The organism is Enterococcus durans NBRC 100479 = LMG 10746 (genome assembly GCF_001544215.1).
Classification (GTDB): domain Bacteria; phylum Bacillota; class Bacilli; order Lactobacillales; family Enterococcaceae; genus Enterococcus_B; species Enterococcus_B durans.
In genome coordinates this window covers 1-15,463 of sequence record NZ_BCQB01000009.1, presented here as the reverse complement: position 1 = coordinate 15,463, position 15,463 = coordinate 1, and the positions used below count along the sequence as shown (strand labels likewise).

General features: G+C 37.8%; 11 protein-coding genes and 3 pseudogenes. 13 read left to right on the top strand and 1 reads right to left on the bottom strand.

Annotated features, from left to right (window positions below):
* Positions 1–14: 14 nt before the first annotated feature.
* From ED2_RS04000 to ED2_RS03975, 6 genes and pseudogenes are all read left to right on the top strand, one after another.
* A pseudogene (locus tag ED2_RS04000) lies at positions 15–3,430 on the top strand (SpaA isopeptide-forming pilin-related protein).
* On the top strand, positions 3,427–4,848 hold the full coding sequence (locus ED2_RS03995) for a SpaH/EbpB family LPXTG-anchored major pilin (protein ID WP_005877721.1): 1,422 nt from the start codon (positions 3,427–3,429) through the stop codon (positions 4,846–4,848). Before ED2_RS04000 ends, ED2_RS03995 begins: the two are co-directional and overlap by 4 nt.
* Positions 4,845–6,698, top strand: a complete 1,854-nt coding sequence (locus ED2_RS03990; protein WP_016176657.1) for a SpaH/EbpB family LPXTG-anchored major pilin — start codon at positions 4,845–4,847, stop codon at positions 6,696–6,698. The genes ED2_RS03995 and ED2_RS03990 overlap by 4 nt, the downstream gene beginning before the upstream one ends.
* Positions 6,699–6,992: 294 nt before the next feature.
* Positions 6,993–7,692: pseudogene (locus tag ED2_RS03985) on the top strand (class C sortase); the annotation flags it as partial.
* A gap of 472 nt (positions 7,693–8,164) precedes the next feature.
* Positions 8,165–8,617, top strand: coding sequence for an ASCH domain-containing protein (locus ED2_RS03980; RefSeq protein WP_005877726.1), 453 nt, complete (start codon positions 8,165–8,167; stop codon positions 8,615–8,617).
* 121 nt (positions 8,618–8,738) lie between these two features.
* Positions 8,739–9,317: an SGNH/GDSL hydrolase family protein gene (locus ED2_RS03975; RefSeq protein ID WP_005877728.1), complete on the top strand. Its 579-nt coding sequence runs from the start codon at positions 8,739–8,741 to the stop codon at positions 9,315–9,317.
* A gap of 69 nt (positions 9,318–9,386) precedes the next feature.
* Here the strand turns inward: ED2_RS03975 and ED2_RS03970 are convergent, their stop codons facing one another.
* Positions 9,387–10,259 (bottom strand): MurR/RpiR family transcriptional regulator, encoded by an 873-nt coding sequence (locus ED2_RS03970; RefSeq protein ID WP_005877730.1) that lies wholly within the window; start codon positions 10,257–10,259, stop codon positions 9,387–9,389.
* A 198-nt stretch (positions 10,260–10,457) separates the two neighbouring features.
* Between ED2_RS03970 and ED2_RS03965 the strand changes: the two genes are divergently transcribed.
* From ED2_RS03965 to ED2_RS03940, 7 genes and pseudogenes are all read left to right on the top strand, one after another.
* On the top strand, positions 10,458–11,492 hold the full coding sequence (locus ED2_RS03965; RefSeq protein ID WP_005877732.1) for a Gfo/Idh/MocA family oxidoreductase: 1,035 nt from the start codon (positions 10,458–10,460) through the stop codon (positions 11,490–11,492).
* Positions 11,493–11,661: 169 nt separating this feature from the next.
* A pseudogene (locus ED2_RS16290) lies at positions 11,662–11,781 on the top strand (DUF3788 family protein); the annotation flags it as partial.
* Positions 11,782–12,238: 457 nt separating this feature from the next.
* On the top strand, positions 12,239–12,532 hold the full coding sequence (locus tag ED2_RS03960; RefSeq protein ID WP_005877734.1) for a hypothetical protein: 294 nt from the start codon (positions 12,239–12,241) through the stop codon (positions 12,530–12,532).
* 289 nt (positions 12,533–12,821) lie between these two features.
* Positions 12,822–13,055: a hypothetical protein gene (locus ED2_RS03955; protein ID WP_005877736.1), complete on the top strand. Its 234-nt coding sequence runs from the start codon at positions 12,822–12,824 to the stop codon at positions 13,053–13,055.
* 68 nt (positions 13,056–13,123) lie between these two features.
* Positions 13,124–13,405: a hypothetical protein gene (locus ED2_RS03950; protein ID WP_005877738.1), complete on the top strand. Its 282-nt coding sequence runs from the start codon at positions 13,124–13,126 to the stop codon at positions 13,403–13,405.
* Between the two features lie 481 nt (positions 13,406–13,886).
* Complete coding sequence (locus ED2_RS03945) at positions 13,887–14,831, top strand: L-lactate dehydrogenase (RefSeq protein WP_016176660.1); 945 nt, start codon at positions 13,887–13,889, stop codon at positions 14,829–14,831.
* A gap of 185 nt (positions 14,832–15,016) precedes the next feature.
* Positions 15,017–15,316, top strand: a complete 300-nt coding sequence (locus ED2_RS03940; protein ID WP_016176661.1) for a hypothetical protein — start codon at positions 15,017–15,019, stop codon at positions 15,314–15,316.
* Positions 15,317–15,463 lie beyond the last annotated feature (147 nt).

Genomic DNA, 15,463 nt, shown 5'->3' with positions numbered 1-15,463 from the left:
TTAGGAGGGGAAGAATGATTACTTTAAAAAAGAGGTTAGGGATAATTTGTGTGCTATTTTCATTAGTTTTCTCTTATTTTATTCCTGTTGCTGCGATGGCTGAAGTATCAACTGTCTTTGATATAGCATCAGCTAAAATCACAACTGAGAATGAAAACAGCCATTATTTGGATTTGGAAGTAAATGTAAATAATCAGACGGCGGAAAAACAAGAAAAAATAATTGGTCTAGGAACGAATTATTTATCTCTCACAGATCCTACGAAAGAAGAGGGCTATTCGTACCATGTAGACAGTCAAGGAATCACGCTACAAATCGAGCCACATATTCGTCAGTCTATTCGTTTATCCTTAAAAATCGACTAAAATCATATACAAACAAAGCAAATGAACTCTTGGTAGATGACAAAAAAATACCAATTACACCGTTAACACAAGGAGAAGAGGCAACGAAGATAACAACTAGTGATGCTAATTCTGCACCTAGTTCTTCTACAGAATCTGCCACAACGGAAACGACCGCAACAGATTCACAGAAAACGAATCACTCTCCAGCTGTCAAACCTTTCAGTTTGCCAACTCTAGCCGCAAATGGCGCACCCTTAAGAGTAAATCAAACTATCCACGCAGATTATACAACAGACGCTCAAGGAACTTATCCAACAACTAGTTGGCAGCCAGCGGGCAACACTGATGTTTTGAATCATCAAGGAAATAGAAATGCCAGTGACCAATGGGATGGTGTAAAAACATGGGATGGCGACCCAACAAATAAAACCAATTCATACATTGAATATGGCGGAACAGGTAACGAAGCTGATTATGCTGTTCGTAAATTTGCGGAAGAAACAACTACTCCAGGGCTCTTTGATGTTTACTTGAACGTCCGAGGGAATGTCCAAAAAGAAACAACACCTTTAGATATCGCCTTAGTTGTTGACTGGTCAGGCAGTATGAATAACAACAATCGGATCGGTGAAGTCCGTGATGGCGTCAATCGTTTCGTAGACACATTAAGCAATAGCGGCATCACAGATAAAATCAGCATGGGCTATATCGGCTATTCAAGCGACGGGTACAATAACGGTTCTGTTCCAATGGGGCCATTTGATTCAGTCAAAGATCAAGTGAAATCTGTGACACCTTCCAGTACTAGTGGAGGGACATTCACACAAAAAGCATTGCGAGATGCGGGAACCATGCTATCTACTCCGAACGGTCATAAAAAGGTCATTGTTTTGCTGACTGATGGTGTGCCAACTTATTCATATAAAAACCAAAAAGTATTTACAGAATCAGATGGCAGCTATTATGGCACAGAATTTTCAAAAAATGAGGAAGGTTCTGGAAGCACCTCTAGAATTTCTAAAACCTATAATGTCGATGACCAAAACGGCAATCGAAAAACGATCAATAGTACATTCATCGCCACGATCGGTGAAGCAATGGCACTGAAACAACGCGGAATTGAGATCCACGGCTTAGGTATTCAGTTGCAAAGTGACACTCAAGCGAACCTTTCCAAAGCACAAGTAGAAGCCAAAATGAGACAAATGGTCTCAAGTGACCAAAATGGCACACTTTATTATGAATCTGCAGATCATGCATCAGATATTTCTGATTATTTAGCTAAAAAAGCGGTCCAAATATCCGGTACAGTCGTTAATGGGGCAGTGACAGATCCAATTGCTCAACCATTTGTGTATCAACCCAATACGTTAAGCGTAAAAAGTGTAGGAAGTAAACAACTGACAGTGACACCATCGATCCAAATGGATGGCACGACTATCAAAAGCAATCAAATCTATTTAGGTAAAGACCAAGAGATCCAAATCCATTATCAAGTACGTATCCAAACAGAAAGTAAAAACTTCAAGCCGGATTATTGGTATCAGATCAATGGCACCACAACGTTCCAACCATTATCTGATTCAAGCGAGATAGCAGAATTTGGTATTCCTTCAGCGAAAGCACCTGGCGTCAAACTAAACTTTACGAAACAATGGGAAGAATTCGACCATGATAAAAGTAGTCGACCAGATCATGTAACGTATGAAGTGAAACGAACCCAAACGATTGATCCCAACAGTTGGCAAACAGGCTTTGTCCAATTGAATAAACCAGCTAGTGACACAGGGGATACATGGACACGAAATGATGTCACCCAACTTTCTGAAACAAGCGGAGCTGGCTATCAAGAAAACCTGTTCTTACCAAAGTACAACAATCAAGGGAAAGATTTTACTTACCAAGCTATCGCGGAACTTGATGTGCCTGGTTATACCTCAGATATGCTGAACAACACGACTTGGAAAAACATCAAACAGTTTACACCATTGAACTTGAAAGTAATCAAACAATCATCTTCAGGTGAACAACCTCTAGAAGGGGCTGTTTTTCAATTGAAGGGTGGGACACTTGATGTAACACTGAAAGATAACCATGACGGCACTTATTCTTTACCAGACAACGCACGGTTAGACAAAGGGGAAACCTATACTTTGACCGAACTAAAAGCCCCACAAGGTCATGAGTTGTCTCAGAAACAGACTTGGACGATCAATGTATCCGATGAAGGAAAGGTGACCATTGATAATAAAGACACGTCGATCAAAGACAATACGATTACACTTACGGTCACGAACCAGTTCAAAAAGATCCCGATAGGCATTCGCAAGTATACGATCCAAGAAGGAAAACAAGTCAATCTAGCAAAGGCAACTTTTGATTTACAGAAAAAAACAAGCACAGGAAACTACCAGACAATAGCCACAAAAGAGACAGATGCTGCCGGGTTGGCCTTATTCAGCGCTAGTGATCCTGGAGAATATCGAATCGTAGAAACCAAAGGACCAGAAGGCTATGATACGATTCCTGGTAACTATATGTTTACGATCGATAAATATGGGGAGATCCACTATGACGGAAACAATGTTGAAACAGCAGATCAGTGGACATTAACACATGAAAATCACTTAAAACCCTTTGACTTGACCGTTCACAAAAAAGAAGACAATGGAAAAGCATTACCTGGAGCAAAATTTCGTTTACAAGGAAAAGGTGTGGATATCGAATTGCCAAAAGATGGACAACCAACAGACACCTTCCTATTCGAAAATCTACAGCCAGGTACGTATATCTTGACAGAAACATACACGCCAGAAGGCTATCAAGGACTGAAACAGAGTGTGAAAGTCGTGATCCAAGAAGATGGTACAGTCATGATCGATGGCACTGCAGTGAAGAATGTCTTAGTTGATGGAGAGCAACATAATCAAATCAGCTTAGATGTCACGAACCAAGCAAAAGTACCGCTACCTGAAACTGGTGGCTCCGGCCGCCTTGGCATCTATCTAATAGGACTTATTGCTTTAGGTCTTTCGGGTGTTTATCTCTTCATGAGAAATCACGGAAAGGGCGTGATGAAATGAAAAAACTAAAATGGCTCGTTCTTTGTTTGATTCCATTCTGTCTCTTTAGTTTCCCAAAGGAGAACCAGGCACAGAGTGAAACACGCACTGTTCAATTCACTCTGCATAAATTACTTTTTGAAAATGGAAAATTACCAGAGACTCAACTAAACACCGGACAGGAGCAAACTTTTTTACAGAACTATCGAGGATTGAATGATGTGACCTTCGCCGCTTATGACGTGACTGATGCGTTCTATCAACTGAGAAGAGACGGAATGAGCGTGGAAGACGCGCAACAAAAAATTGCTGCTCAAGGTGCTAGCACAGGTAACCAAATAGCAGAACAAGTGACCCAGACAGTGGGAAATGAAGATGGTATTGCTAATTTCCAACTGCCAATCAAAGACAACCAAGGGCGTGATAGTGTCTATCTCTTTGAAGAAGTGAAAGCACCAGAAATAGTCAAAGAAAAAGCAGCCAACCTTGTTGTTGCTCTACCGATCAATGATGCAGACAACCAAGAATTGGCAACCATTCATTTATATCCTAAAAATGAAGAAAATACCTATCCAGCACCACCTTTTGAAAAAAAGATTGAAGAAGGCAAACGTGATTTTGCGATAGGTGACAAGATCAATTATTCATTGAATACGACTATACCTGTGAATCTTCTCGATTACAGCAGATTCAAAATCAGCGATCAAGGAGATGCCGCGTTGACACTTCTACCTGAAACAATCCGTCTTTCTATCAACGGCCAGAAAATGACAGAAGGCTATCGCTTACACACAGAATCAAATGGATTTACGGTCGATTTTGATCTTACATTCTTACAGAAATACGTTGGAAAAGCACTCAAACTCACGTACCAGATGTGTTTGAACGATAAAGCAATTCCAGATGAAGCAATCAATAATGAAGGAAAATTAGACGTTGGTTCTTCTTCATACATTGACAAAGCTGTTGTCTACACAGGCGGTAAACATTTCATCAAAGTAGCCAACGAAAATCAAATAGGTTTAGCTGGTGCCACTTTTATCGTAAAAAATAGTGAGGGAAACTATCTATCTCGCAAAAGTGGACATACTACATGGACAACGAAACGTGAGGAAGCTACTACAGTCGCTTCTGATAAAGACGGGAAATTTTCGATCATTGGATTTGCTTATGGAAACTATCAGTTAGAAGAGGTCCAATCACCAGTTGGGTATATCTTAAATAAATCACCGATTCCTTTCGAGGTAACCAAATACAGCTATCAGCAATCTGGAAAAGAAACAGCCCCTTTAAAAGTTATAAATAAAAAAGAAAAGGGAAAAGGATTCTTGCCTAAAACAAATGAACAACGAAGAACACTATGGTTTGTCGTAGGGCTTGGTATGATTTTATTCGTTGTAAGTATGCTTATCAAAAGAAAAATAGGAGTGAAAAAATGAAAAAGAGAATTGTAATAAGTGCATTATTGTTGATCGTTCCGATCCTAGCAAGTTGGTTTAGCGGAGCAGATGTTTATGCAGCTGACACGTCAGCACAAGTCATCATCCATAAGAAAAAAATGACCGATCTACCAGACCCGCTGATCCAAAACACAGGGAAAGAAATGAGCGAGTTTGATCATTATCAAGGATTGGGTGATGTGACATTTTCAGTTTATGATGTCACAACAGAGTTTTACAATCACCGCAACAATGGAGAATCAGTAGATGACGCGAAACAAGCGGTGCAGTCATTGACGCCTGGTAATCCAATTGCGACAGGTGTAACTGATGCAGCAGGAAATCTTACTTTATCTTTACCAAAAACACAAAACGGAAAAGATGCAGTATACGTCATCAAAGAACAGCCAAAAGCTGGGGTCATCCGAGCAACAAACATGGTGATTGCTTTCCCAGTTTATGAAATGATCAAACAATCAGACGGTTCTTATAAATACGGGACAGAAGAATTGAACACAGTGCATGTCTATCCTAAAAATACAGTAACTAGTGACGGTACGTTAGTTGTCAAAAAAATCGGGACAGCTGAAAATGAAGCATTGAACGGCGCAGAATTCATTATTTCTAAAACAGAAGGGGCCGTAGTGAAATATATCGAAGGCGTAAAAGATGGCCTTTATACTTGGACTACAGATAAGAATGCCGCAAAACATTTTGTGACTGGAAACGCCTATGACATCGGTAGTACAGACTTCACTGAAGTAGCAACAGATAAAGGGAAGTTGACAGTAGATAGCCTAGAAGTAGGTTCTTACATTTTGGAAGAAGTCAAAGCACCTGATAACGCAGCGTTGATCGACAATCAAACAAAAACGCCATTTGAGATTATCGAAGAAAGTCAAACACCTGTTGAAAAAACCATAAAAAATGATACGTCACACGTCGAAAAAACAACGCCTCAACTAGATGGAAAGGATGTTGCTATCGGAGAAGATATCCAATATGAGATCTCTGTCAATATTCCACAAGGGATTGCCGATAAAGAAGGAACAGCAAATAAATATACTAAATTCAATTTAGTCGATACCCATGATGCTGCTTTGACCTTCAGTAACACACCAACTGGTAAAACTGGATACGTCTTATATGATGGCAACACGATCATCGATCAATCACACTATACTGTAACAGAACAAGGAAACGGCTTTACAGTCGCAGTGGACCCAGCTTATATTCCTTCTTTGACACCAGGAGCTACATTGAAATTCACTTATTTCATGCATTTGAATGAACAAGCTGATCCAACAAAAGGATTTACCAATGAAGCAAATGTAGACAATGGACACACTGAAGACAAAACACCACCAACAGTGGATGTCGTAACTGGTGGAAAACGGTTTGTTAAGATCGATGGAGATGTTTCTGCTGATGAACCTTTAGCTGATGCAGAATTCGTTGTCAGAGATCAAGATTCAGATAGTGCAAACTATTTAGTGATCGACCCTCAAACAAAAGCAGTCAGCTGGACAACGGCAAAAGATCAAGCAACAGTTTTCACTACGAAAAAAGATGGTTTGATCGATGTTACTGGTTTGAAATACGGAACGTATTATCTTGAAGAAATAAAAGCACCTGAAAATTATGTACCGTTGACGAACCGCATCTCATTTGATGTAAACGACTCATCTTACCAAACAACTGGAGAACTGGTTTCACCAGAAAAAGTGCCTAACAAACACAAAGAAACACTTCCTTCAACTGGTGGCAAAGGGATCTACCTTTATATCGGTATCGGTGCGGTACTTCTTGTAATTGCAGGTATCTACTTCACAAGAAGAAAAAGTTATTAATCGAATTCTTGAAAGGAAGTCAAGACAAAAGTCAGGTTTTTCGGAAATTTCGAAAAACCTGACTTTTGGACACCGTTTATTCGGAATTAGTGTCTGTAGCAAAACTGATTTTTAGATTTGTCCCAGACTCCACTAAATAAGCCAGAAATCAAGAAATTTGTTTTTTCAAATTTTTGAGATTTCTGGCTTATTTACGAAATGAATACTTCTATTACCGTTATTTATTCAGATTTTTTAGATAAAAGAAAAGAGATTTTTCATGCTACAGATTTTTATAAACGAAAGGAGAGAAGTATGAATAAGAAAAAGAGAAGATTCTGGGATTGTCTCATGCTTCTAGTGTTACTCGGAGGTATTCTTGCATTAGCCTATCCTTTTGTCAGTGATGCGTTGAATAATTATTTGGATCAACAAGTAATCAGTCATTATCAGAAACAAGCAGCCTCAGAAAACAAAGAAAAGATGACACAAATCCAAAAGAAAATGGAAGAAAAAAACCGACAATTAGCAAAAGAAGGCAATAACCCGGGAGCAGATCCTTTTGAAAAGACAAAAGAGCAACCAGAAAAAGCAGATGATACCTACTTGCAAAAACATACGTTGGGAATCTTGACGATCCCTAAAATCAATGTCCGGTTACCTATTTTCGATCAGACTAGTGCAGTGCTTCTGGAAAAAGGTGCATCATTGCTTGAAGGTACCTCCTATCCAACAGGCGGGAAAAGCACCCACGCAGTTCTTTCAAGTCATAGAGGATTACCCCAAGCAAAATTATTCACTGACTTACCGAAATTAGTACTTGGGGATACCTTCTTGATTGAAATCAACAAAAGTATCCACGCATATCAAGTCGATCAGATCAAGACCGTCGAACCAACAGATACAGACGATTTGAGAATCGAACCGGACAAGGATCTTGTTACACTCTTGACTTGTACGCCTTACATGATCAATAGCCATCGACTATTGGTTCGCGGACACCGGATCCCTTATTCTCCAGAACAAGCAGAAAAAGCAACCAAAAAAGTACAAAACCAGCAACAGCACTTTTTATTACTATTGATCGGAACACTTTTACTTATTGTTGGACTAATCACTTATCTCGGCTATCGTATCTGGGGGAACCAAGTGATTCGTCACACTAAATATCCTTTGTCTTTCCAACTACAAAACGAAACAATCCAGTCAATTACGATACAAAGCTTGAACAAAAAGAAGCCTTCGAAAATCAACGTGACACCAAATGAAGAAGGACAAGTGAATGAAATGCTATCAGGCGGAAAATATGCTATCCTTTTTGATAACGGTGGAGAAATTCGCGCATCCATCAGACATCCTAAAGATAAACAGTTCCGATTGAAACGACAAAATAATAAAATAGTCATTCAAAGAACCAAAAAAGCACCTTATATCTATTACATCAAATGATTCTATGAATAAAACCATGGAATAGATGGGAGACTAACATGGAAGTGCTCGAATTATGGGAAAAATTTGTAACGATGCATCCTGAAGCTAAAGACAGCACATATGAGGTATGGGCTTTCGGGAGCAACCCGTCGATGGCAGATAGTTTACTTGCCTTAGTGTTGGAGGGGAAAAAGACTGGAACCTGTTCTGCCAAAAAGTTATTTGACTACGACGATGAACCACTTCCCAAGGAAAAAGAATACAGTATCATCCTCGATGGCAAGAGCCAACCCAAGGCAGTCATCCAAACAATAACTGTAGACGAGATCGCTTTTTGTGATGTTCCAGCCGATTTTGCCTACCTTGAAGGTGAAGACGATCGTAGTCTTGCGCAATGGCGCTATGTCCATCTGAACTATTTTCAAGAGGTGTTCCATACCTATGGTCTGACCTTTACGGAAAAAGAAATCCTCTATTGTGAAACATTCCGAGTCTGCTATCGTGCTTAACAGCTATCGATCAGATAATTTGATCGAAGGATAAAATCTTTTTATACTTTACCCTTTAGAGTTTTCCTTTTTTATGTAGGGTGCTAAGATTGAAGTGTATAAAAGAAAAGGGATGACACAAATGAAAAAAATCATTATATTTGGCGATAGCATCGCTGCAGGACTTTTTGAAGGAGAAGTCATACACGCCTTAGATCAGCAGCTTTTGAACACGCTGCGTGCGTTAGGGTTACCAGATTTTACTATAACCAATCTAGGAAAAAGAGGTGATTCTACGACTAGTGCTTTGGAACGATTGACACAGATTGACCAAGAATTAACCGCTGATTATGTCGTTTTGAACATCGGCATCAATGATGCAATCAACGATCGTAAAAACAAAAAAGCATTTCAAGAAAATCTGTTGGACATCATAGATCATTTTAAAGACAGTCGGATCATCTTAGTAGGACCAAGTTATGTAGATGAAAAGATTAAAACTCAGACAGATCCAGTCATCCTAGTGGAATACACCCAACTAGCTAAAAAAGTAGCGGAGCAAACCGCTAGCGAGTTTATCGACTTCTATCAGTATGAACGTTCTTTCACTGATCCAACGATCTATTTACAATCAGACGGATTACATCCATCACAACTTGGCTATCATTTTTTAGGTTCGCTGATTGCGCAGTTGATCCAAAGAAACGAGCAACAAAAATAAAACGAAAACTAGCTCCTGCTGATTGGCAAGTGGTTTTTATCACTTCTAAGACAAGCGGGAGCTAGTTTTTTATTGACGGTACTCCTTCAATAACCCATTTTGGATCAATTGTTGCTTTTCTTTCAAGTTTAAAACATTCGCCGTATAATTTTGGGCATACATGATCGAATATAGCGTATTTAAAACATAATCAAAAGCAATCTGGGAAGAAAAAGTAGCGACTTTCACAAAATCTAACTCGCCTTGAGAGATCACGAGACACATGCTCGCCTTTTTTGCCATTTCAGAATGCTCGTTTCCTGTCAAAAGAAGGGTGGGTGTCCCTACATGTTTCAAGTAGGACATGATTTTCTCATAGTGGTGGATTCTTCCACTATAACTAATAAAAACAGCACAATCTTCTTTAGTTAGATTCGCAGCATTCCAAGACGAATCACTATATTCTTCAGCCAAGATCAAAAACTTATTTAGTTTGACCAATTTATTTTGGAATTTCCTTGCAGTGATCTGGGAATCTCCTTTGGCAAAGACAAAAATCCGCTTCGCCTGTGTCAATTTTTCCGCAATTGTATCTAATGGCTGATTTTCAATTTGTAGCTGTGCTTTCTTCACAGCCTGAATCGATAATTCAGCCATTTTTTTCGCTATCGTTGCTCCGTCATCTTGCTCAGAGAAAGGGAAATTCGCATCGATCGTTTGATCAAATTGCGCTAGTAATTGATGGACCTCACGCCCTAATTCCAAGCGAAATTCTTTAAAACCGGTAAATCCTAATTTCTTACATAGCCGAATGATAGCTGAATGAGAAGTATAGGTCGCTTTAGCTAGTTCCTCGATAGTCATATAGACGGCAGCTTCAAAATTTGCTTGTAAATAATCAGCAATCCGTTTCTCCGTTGTTGTAAATGTATCTTGGCGAATCAATTTATCTTCAATTAACATTTCAATCACCTTCCAACTCTATCATACTGAAAATCCACGTGTTTGACTATCTAAATCAAAAATGTATGACTAAACATATTTGTCACTGTACAAAGAGATTTTCATGAGTTGCTGAACATTTTTACCTGTTTGTCCTGAAAACAACCAACGCTTGCGATTTCCTTGTATACTGACAGTATCTACTAAGGAGGGATAATTATGCTAACAATCGCATATTTAGGTAATGGAAAAAGTACCAATCGTTACCATCTGCCATTTTCACGAAAACTAACCGATAAGATCAAGATCAAAAAAATCTTTTCCCCATCAAAACCAGTTTGGGAAACATTTGACGATATTGAATATACAAATCAGCTATCTGATCTTTGGGATGATCCCGAGATTCAATTGGTCGTTATTACTACGCCTAGTCAATTCCACTATGAGTACGGAAAAATGGCTCTTGAAAAAGGCAAAAACGTATTAGTCGAAAAACCATTTGCAGAGACGTCAAAAGAAGCAAAAGAATTGTTTGCGTTAGCGAAGGAGAAAGGGCTATTCATCCAGTGCTATCAAAATCGCCGCTTCGATTCCGATTTTCTCACGGTTCAAAAAGTGATCGAAAGCGGAAAACTTGGTGACATCTTAGAAATCGAAATGCATTATGATTATTTCAGACCAGAAATCCCAGAAAATACTACTGAATTTTCAACAGCGAATAGTTATCTTTATGGTCATGCGTGTCATACAGTAGATCAAGTCATTTCTTATTTCGGTGAACCAGATACGATCCACTATGATGTTCGTCAATTATTGGGTAAAGGACGTATGAATGATTATTTCGACCTTGATTTTTATTATGGTACGATGAAAATTTCAGTCAAATCCAGTTATTTCCGAATCAAGGAGCGCCCTAGTTTTGTCGTCTATGGAAAAAAAGGCATGTTCGTCAAACAAACGAAGGATCGTCAGGAAGAACATTTAAAAATGTTCTATATGCCTGACAATCAAGACTTTGGGATCGATTTACCTCAACACTACGGCACTTTGACTTATATAGATGGCGAAGGAACCTATCATGAAGAAAAAGTCATTTCAGAGATTGGTGACTACAGCCGTGTATACGAAGGCATCTATGAAACATTGATCAATGGTGCAGAAAAAATCATAAAAGACGAAGAAACCTTGCTTCAAATGAACATCTTGGAAGAAGGAATCAAAGAAATCCAGGAAAATGAAAAAAGCACTCACTGATGCCACATTTTGTTTCGTAATCAGCGAATAAAAAGGAACATTTCTAATACTCACAATCAAACACAGAAAATGAGGTCGAGACAAAAGTTTTTCTTACTTTTGTCCCACGCTCGTTTTTTTTGAAATTTCCGAAAAACCTGACTTTTGGATGCCGTTTATTTGAGAGAGGCTGGGACAGAAGTGTTTAACTCCGAGAAATAAGAAGAAATGAACGAAAATTGCTTTTCAAATTTTTGTGAATTTCGGCTTATTTAAGAAGGAGTTGCTTCTGCTCCCGCCGTTTATTCGAGAGCCTGTAGCAAAACTAATTTTTAGATTTGTCCCGCACTCATTTGTATATTTTGAAAATCATTTGTCATGCAGGTGGTTCCGGAAAGCTTTGAATAGATAAGATACTCCTTCTTAACTTTTTGCTGAAGTTGGTTACCTGACCGCCATATCAATAGTTAAGGAAAAACAGAATGAGAAGTTGAATGAGAATTGCTTATACATCCTATGAAAATGTTTGTAGGCAGAAATAGAGATATGTACACAGCTTTTCTCTGCCTGTCACAAAAATAATAAAATCAGTTAAGATGTTACAAATGCTACGCAGATTTTTTGGATTGTTTTTTATAGAAAAAAAGAAACATCCTGATTGCTGATTTTAAAAAAAGCAAGAAAAGAACCCCTTTTCTATTCACATATTTTGACAGTTATTTTATTCTTATGTACTATAAAGAAAAGAAAGACTAGGAGGTAGAACTATGACAAATTACAATGGGGAAAAGGGAAAACGTCTGAGAGGTTCAATGGCGCCTAAATCAGATGATGAAGTAGCATTGGCTGGAACAAATTCTGGCGAAACAGAAGAAAAACAAGAAGCATTATCTGGTACAAACTCCGGCGAAGAAAAAGAAGTAGCATTATCTGGATCAAATGCTGTAGAAGAAGATGAACCAACAAAGCCTAATCGTTTCGAAAAAGAAGTAGAGAAACTGACAGATGAAGTCAAAGAAAAATTTGAAGAATTGACTTCAAAAAAAGAACATAAAGACTAATTTTGTGATACTTTCTTTAAAGAGCGTTTAAATCAAAGCAATAGAAGTCGCAGACCCCGAAGCAAAAAAATGGGTCTGTGGCTTTTTTACTGTCAGGGATACAATTCGGTGCCATATTGCTTAGAACTAACAAATCCTATTGTTTTTTGACCTCAAAAATGATGACCAAAATTAAAAAAACACTTTTTCCTGACTTAGAAAAAAGTGTTAGTCGCTTGGTTTCTTTTTATATTATGCTTTATGATGTGAAACCAAATTACTATTCTCAACTCAAACTAGGAGGCATTATATGGAAACCTTTTGGCAACAAACAATCAAATCAGGTGTCGTAGCACAGACTGATCTATTCAAACGATTCTCTGACTATTTATCCGATCATTTAGTGTTTATTTTAGGCGGACTCGCAGTAATCATTATTGTCACACTGTTACTTAGTAAAAAAATGACAGCAAGTGGACCAGCAAATAAAAAATCATCAGGAAAAATGACGACAAAACAAGGCCAATACAAAAAATACAGATAAACGTAACTAAACTAGGGGAGGTAGTATAGCGATACAGCCTCTTTTTTATTACTTATAGGAGAAAATAAATGGATCTACTTCTGGCATTCTTATTTTATCAAGATGGATTACCACACATGAATCATTTAGCAGAATCCTATACTTACTTTTTCCTCTATATTCTGCGGTATGGTTTTTCAGCCTTTTTTGCTATGTACTTATTTATTGTGATCCTTCGTGCCTTTATGAAGTATTTGAAAGGGCAACGTCACCGAAAACATCAACGAAAGTTTAAAAAACAACTAGCAGAAGCTTATAGACAACAAGAACAAACACTACTCGAAAATGCAAAAAATAAGCAAAAGCCCTAATAAAATAACCGATTCAACAGGAGGAGAGAACAATGAAAAAAGTTCGTATACCCGATCCACAAATTCTTTCGTACGAAGACTTATCAAAAACTAAAAGAACAAAAAGAAATGAGCAGTTTCAATAGCTCGATAAGTAACTCCAGTAAAGAAACTCTTAGATCTATGTCCACCGATACAAGCTATCTTACTATAACCCCAAACTCTTCTCTACATGCTAGAATTACCCATGCAAAGAAGAATAGGCAGGGAATGCTTCAAAGAATAGCATCGATGGAAGACCTACATGCTACTATTGGTAAAGAACAGGCGATACATAGTGGGAAAAGAAGAAGTTGGGAACGCACCCAGACAATCTAGTTGAGTTTTTCTATAAATAAAAATTATAGTAAATATAACTTTCATTATATTGATAAATGACATAGTCGGCATTATAATTTTCATGAAAATAACATAAGAGATGAAAGGGAGCGTGTTATATATCATGAAAAAAACAAGTAGAAAAGTAGTCATTGTTGGTACTGGTTTTGTTGGGACAAGTATTGCTTATGCAATGATCAACCAAGGAATTTCTAATGAACTCGTTCTAATCGACGTGAACCAAGAAAAAGCAGAAGGGGAAGCATTGGACCTTTTAGATGGTATGGCTTGGGGAGAAGAAAATGTCGCTGTTTGGTCAGGAGATTACAGCGAATGTTCAGATGCAGATCTAGTCGTTATCACTGCAGGAGTAAACCAAAAACCAGGACAAACTCGTTTAGATCTTGTTAAAACAAATTTAGTCATCATGCGTGACATTGTCAAACAAATCATGGGATCAGGATTTGACGGGGTATTAGTTGTGGCATCAAACCCAGTGGATATTTTGACCTATATCGCTTGGAAAGAATCAGGATTACCAACTTCACGTGTTATTGGTACTGGAACTACGCTAGATACTACTCGTTTCAGAAAAGAAATCGCATTGAAATTAAAAATCGATCCACGAAGTGTCCATGGGTATATCTTAGGTGAACATGGAGATTCAGAGGTAGCTGCATGGTCACACACAACAGTCGGCGGAAAACCAATCATGGAATTTGTTGAAAAAGATCACCGCCTCGAAGAAGCTGATTTAACGATCATTGCAGATAAAGTAAAGAATGCTGCATATGAAATCATTGATCGTAAGAAAGCTACTTACTATGGGATCGGAATGAGTACAGCACGTATCGTCAAAGCTGTTTTGAACAATGAACAAGCTGTATTGCCAGTTTCAGCTTATTTGACTGGTCAATATGGGGAAGAAGATATCTTTACAGGTGTTCCTTCAATCGTCGATGAGAATGGAGTACGTGAAGTAATCGAGTTATCTATCACAAAAGATGAAAGAGCACAGTTCCATAAATCCGTTAGTGAATTACGAAATGTTTTGAATACTGTATTATAAAAAATGATTGCAAAGAATATGCTTTTAAAAGTCGGGATATATTACTTATCCCGACTTTTTTATAGAACAAATTATTCTAGCATTTGAAATTATCGTTTCATTAATCCGTTTTCCAGACTATAAAATAAATATATGTCTACATATTCACCGTTGCAACCTAAAAAATGGAGAGAGGAACGAACAACGTGGATTTTGGTTGGATAAAAACGATGTTCAGCGATTTGAACGATCATTCTATCAGTACAAAAATCATATTTATCCTTATAACGATTGCTACATTAGGTTATGTTTTGCGAATGATCATTCCTTTAATCTATGCAATAATTGATATTTTCAATGAATTATTTGCTTTTAAGAAACGTCATAGATACAGAAGTTTAGTAAAAAAAGGAATGCAAAAACAGAAAAAAACGATTGAGGATAATTTCGAAAAAGGAAAAACTGATTCAAAAGAATTTAAGAAAAGTTATTCTAAAACAAATTAATCGGATCAATCAATAAAACCAAGTAGTTAAGAGGGGGATCTATGGGAATTAGTATAATTAACGAAACAGTCATAAAAATAGGAGGTATCGCCTTTTTATTATGGTTCGCCACTTTCATTATGATTGTACTAGCCATTTTTTGGAAGT

Bases quoted from the DNA above. Each gene is read 5' to 3' on its own strand.
- ED2_RS03980 (WP_005877726.1), top strand. From the start codon at position 8,165: ATGGAAGTGCTCGAATTATGGGAAAAATTTGTAACGATGCATCCTGAA.
- ED2_RS03995 (WP_005877721.1), top strand. From the start codon at position 3,427: ATGAAAAAACTAAAATGGCTCGTTCTTTGTTTGATTCCATTCTGTCTC.
- ED2_RS03990 (WP_016176657.1), top strand. From the start codon at position 4,845: ATGAAAAAGAGAATTGTAATAAGTGCATTATTGTTGATCGTTCCGATC.
- ED2_RS03970 (WP_005877730.1), bottom strand. From the start codon at position 10,259: ATGTTAATTGAAGATAAATTGATTCGCCAAGATACATTTACAACAACG.
- ED2_RS03945 (WP_016176660.1), top strand. From the start codon at position 13,887: ATGAAAAAAACAAGTAGAAAAGTAGTCATTGTTGGTACTGGTTTTGTT.
- ED2_RS03960 (WP_005877734.1), top strand. From the start codon at position 12,239: ATGACAAATTACAATGGGGAAAAGGGAAAACGTCTGAGAGGTTCAATG.
- ED2_RS03975 (WP_005877728.1), top strand. From the start codon at position 8,739: ATGAAAAAAATCATTATATTTGGCGATAGCATCGCTGCAGGACTTTTT.
- ED2_RS03950 (WP_005877738.1), top strand. From the start codon at position 13,124: ATGGATCTACTTCTGGCATTCTTATTTTATCAAGATGGATTACCACAC.
- ED2_RS03965 (WP_005877732.1), top strand. From the start codon at position 10,458: ATGCTAACAATCGCATATTTAGGTAATGGAAAAAGTACCAATCGTTAC.
- ED2_RS03955 (WP_005877736.1), top strand. From the start codon at position 12,822: ATGGAAACCTTTTGGCAACAAACAATCAAATCAGGTGTCGTAGCACAG.